Consider the following 3,881-nt stretch of genomic DNA (forward strand, 5'->3'; position numbering starts at 1 on the left):
AAAAAGAGGTTAGGCAGGTTCTGGTTAGATTACGGGAGCCTGCCTATTTTGATTGGCAAGTAAGGAATGGATCTACATAGATAAGAGAAACACTTTTTTGTGCAACAGTGCTGGGCAAGGTCATGACCAAGGCGAAGGGGCTTAAAGCAACTTTAGTCCAGCGGATCTGGCGAACAAGCTAAAAGGTAAGCTAAACAATCTGTTGATGAAGTCACCGAAGCTGGCGAATGGACTAAAGACAGCGGGGGGCATGGCCACCGGATTCTTGCAGGATCTCCTGATTGATCAAGCGATAGGTTATGGCTTGGAACAACTAAGTCAATATGTGGATTCGGATACAATTACCAAAGCAATGATTCTATTAAGTATGTTGAATAGTAAGTATAAGAAGAATCAGAATCAAGGGATGACATCCAATAATAAAGGTTCAGGTTCAGGAGATAAGGATAAGAGCAAGAAAGACAAGGATACAGGTAACAAGGATAAGGAAAAAGATAAATCGAAAGACAAAGATAAGACGAAGGACAAAACAAAAGACAAAACAAAAGAAAAAACAAAAGAAAAAACAAAAGAAAAAACAAAGAGTGAACCAAATAAACCTAAACCGAAGGATCAGGAAACGGACAAAACTAAAGGGAACACGGGAGATAATCCGAAGGATTTGTCATCATCAGAGTCTAACTCTAAGAAGGATAAGGACGGTACTGAGGGGACGGGTAACGTGTCTTCATACCCAACTAGAACTCCAGAGGCTACTGCAGAAGCACAAAATGTGGTAGATGAGCTTAAAAACATACTTGGAGATGGTAGAAGAGCCCCGAATCCAGCAGTTTCTGTAATAACGCACAAAGATGGAACGGTTTCAGTTGGATTTTCAGGTGAACCAAGTCCTAAAAATATTGAAACAGCAAGACAATTACAAAATGCATTAAATAAAAAATATGGAGATAAGTACACTGTAAAGGCTGAACCGATGCCAACAGAGAAGCTAAAATAGTTAAGGGTGGTAATGATGTAGGTACTTGTGCAGAATCAAAGTAGTAAATGCTGCACATAATAATCCAAGTGAAATAACAGGCATGGATACTGTTTGGCGCTCATCTAAAAAAGAAAATCCTTATCCATACGCAGCAGATTCAAACCAAATGAATCCATGTTTAACGTGTAGTCATAATATAAATATAGAGGAGTACATGAAATATGCAAATGCCAATAAGAAGTAATCATATCCCTTCCACCGGAGATTATACAAACCTCTTTGAACGATTATCAAAATATATATTAAGATATGATGACGAATGGCTGAGTGAAATAAAACCAGCAAAAAAAGAAGACATAGATACTCTGAAAAATTTAACACAAATTAATAAATATAATTATCATTTTCCTAAGGCATATGAAGTCTATTTGAATTATATGGGGCAGAATGATAAGGGGTTACTTAAAACTCAACTTCCAGGATATGCTTCAATTTCTGAGATAATTGATTTCTATGAAGCTATTCATGAGGAAGAACCGGATACTTTAAGTGACAGATATGTACATTTTTTTCAAAAAGAATTATTTGATGGTCAATTATCTTTTGATTTTACGCAAACTAATGACCCTCAGATTGTTATGACTAACGAAGATAGCCAGTTTGTAAGTTATTTTGCAGATAATTTTGAGAAATTGTTATTTCAATGTGCATTTAGTAAATATGAAGGTTTAAATTATGATAAGTGTATAGTGTTTGCCGGATCACCTAATATGCTTAAAGAAGCAATGCAGAGGAACAATGAATCGGAAGCTCTTAGCATAATTGATAAGTTTTCTAAAATTTATGATTTTCAAAGAGCGTGGTTTAGTGACGTAAATCATCACATAGGTTTTAAAAACGGTATTAGCTTTTACATTGAAAGTAGGAATAACGCTTTGTGTGGGTTCATTGTAGGTGATTTAGATAAACAAATCGACATTATTAGTGAAACCTTATTAACTGAATTATGCGTTGATAAAAATGATTAAGCTCTCACGGTATGTATATAAATATACATATCAAAATATTGAGTTGTCATTACTTATTGAGAGAGCTAAAATTTACTACTTACTTGAGGTAAGCAACCGCTCTGTTTAGCAGTGAGAGGTAATCGAAGTACACTATGTGTATGGAGTATTACTACAATATATTGAAATTTGCACTCATTTATCATCATTATCGAATGTGAAGGAATTGAGTTATATCAAGTACGCATTCATGTATGCAACACTATAAGACCGCAATGCGAGCTAACTATCGTGTTGTGGTTTCTTTTTTTATCTGTCGATATATGTTGAAAAATATAATTTATTCAAATCGCCGCTATATAAAAATACCTCACCCAGTGCCGAATGAATCGTGTGCTGAGTTAAAAATGGATTTTACCTAAGTATTACCAGTATAGAGAGTTTATCATTTCGGTTGAATGCAAATCAAAAATAGTAAATTTTATAACCTATAAATCACTATTTCGTTACATTATAAGGAGACTTTGGAGAAGAAGTAGCTAAAAAAATAGCTAAGGATAACAATTTAGGCAAGGACATTACTGATTTGCTCCAAGTCGGTAGGAATGGTAATCAAGATCCATTTGGAAATTTGATTTGTTTTGATTACAGAAGTGAGAAGGAACCTTCTATAATATTCTTTGACCATGAAGAGCATGGTCATGAGGCAATATTTCCAATATGTAGAACATTCACAGAACTAATAGATAGTTTATATCCAAATGAAGATTAAAAATTCTTATAAGAGGGGATACTTATGGAACTGGAATTCGAATATAATTTCGAATTAATTACAAAAGAAGAAATTGAAGCAAGTATGGGAGATTACAATATTGAGTTACCACATGAATATAGGAACTTTTTATTGAGATATAACGGTGGCAAACCTTTGGCAAGAAGATTTAAAACACAGGATGGTAAGCAAAGCTCTTCTATAATGTTATTTTTCCCATTATCTGAACACATAGATCCTAATTTACTCAGCGAATACAAAGAACTAACCGATGAAGATTTAATACTTCCAAATTTATTACCAATCGGAAATGATCCAATAGAAAATAAAATATGTATATCTCTTTCAGGAGATGATAGAGGTTTTATTTATTATTGGAGTTTAGATATGGAAGATATTGATGAGGATGATTTCTATCCTTCGTATAAGAATGTTAGTTTAATAGCCAAAAGTTTCTCGTAATTTATTAATGGTTTGTCTACTTCGTAGATAATGAAATTATAACCTACAGTACAAGCTAACGCTCTTATTATGATTTTTAGTATATCGGATATTTAAAACAAAGTTCGACACCCTTCTTTTCAAAGGTTTATTCCAACTCGAACGATGAGGAGGAATGAGCCTTATTTGCTTGCTCAAAATATAGGGATATTCTTCCTTCAGTGTGGGGACGCAGTTGAAACTGGACAGATTGATCAAGCTACCCGTAACGATGGAGAACCTGTAGCCGATGCCTGTAGCGCCGTTTGTATCTGAGGTTGAACTGGAAGAGGATACAGAAGAAGAAAAAGATCTCTGGGGGAAAGTATTGGATGTTACTCAGATCGTACTTGATGTAGATCCCGGTCATTGGTGAAGTCGTGGATTTGGCGAACGCGGGCATCTATGCCGCTCGAGGGGATTATACCAACGCGGCATTATCCGCTGCAGCTGCAATTCCGTTTGTGGGCTGGGCGGCTACGGGTGCCAAGTTTGCGGTCAAGGGTGCCAAGTTAATCTAAAAAGCTGGCAAAGTGATTGACAGTGTTGTAAGTGTAGCAACAAAGATTGCGGATAAGACGGGTCAAGTAGCGAAGGCGATCGGCGATCTGGCGAACAAAGCCGGAGATGCCATTTCTGGTGC

The 3,881-nt window shown here is 35.8% G+C and carries 5 protein-coding genes and 1 pseudogene; all 6 read left to right on the forward strand.

Going from position 1 to position 3,881, the window contains the following annotated elements; translation table 11 throughout:
- The first annotated feature begins 250 nt into the window (after positions 1-250).
- The 6 genes and pseudogenes from A6049_RS32135 to A6049_RS33545 all read left to right on the forward strand — a co-directional run bounded on the left by A6049_RS32135 (position 251) and on the right by A6049_RS33545 (position 3,759).
- Positions 251-997: a hypothetical protein gene (locus tag A6049_RS32135; protein WP_145921981.1), complete on the forward strand. Its 747-nt coding sequence runs from the start codon at positions 251-253 to the stop codon at positions 995-997.
- Between the two features lie 203 nt (positions 998-1,200).
- Entirely contained in the window at positions 1,201-2,007 is an 807-nt protein-coding gene (locus tag A6049_RS32140; protein WP_063568454.1) for an SMI1/KNR4 family protein, read from the forward strand.
- Between the two features lie 592 nt (positions 2,008-2,599).
- Positions 2,600-2,758 (forward strand): annotated as a pseudogene (locus A6049_RS32870) (SMI1/KNR4 family protein); the annotation flags it as partial.
- A gap of 24 nt (positions 2,759-2,782) precedes the next feature.
- Positions 2,783-3,220 (forward strand): SMI1/KNR4 family protein, encoded by a 438-nt coding sequence (locus tag A6049_RS32145; RefSeq protein WP_063568455.1) that lies wholly within the window; start codon positions 2,783-2,785, stop codon positions 3,218-3,220.
- A 268-nt stretch (positions 3,221-3,488) separates the two neighbouring features.
- A complete protein-coding gene (locus tag A6049_RS34460; RefSeq protein ID WP_275078688.1) occupies positions 3,489-3,614 on the forward strand; it encodes a hypothetical protein in 126 nt (41 codons plus the stop codon).
- 4 nt (positions 3,615-3,618) lie between these two features.
- Entirely contained in the window at positions 3,619-3,759 is a 141-nt protein-coding gene (locus tag A6049_RS33545) for a hypothetical protein (RefSeq protein WP_161490678.1), read from the forward strand.
- The last annotated feature ends 122 nt before the right edge of the window (positions 3,760-3,881 follow it).

The organism is Paenibacillus sp. O199 (genome assembly GCF_001636635.1).
GTDB classification, from domain to species: domain Bacteria; phylum Bacillota; class Bacilli; order Paenibacillales; family Paenibacillaceae; genus Paenibacillus; species Paenibacillus marchantiae.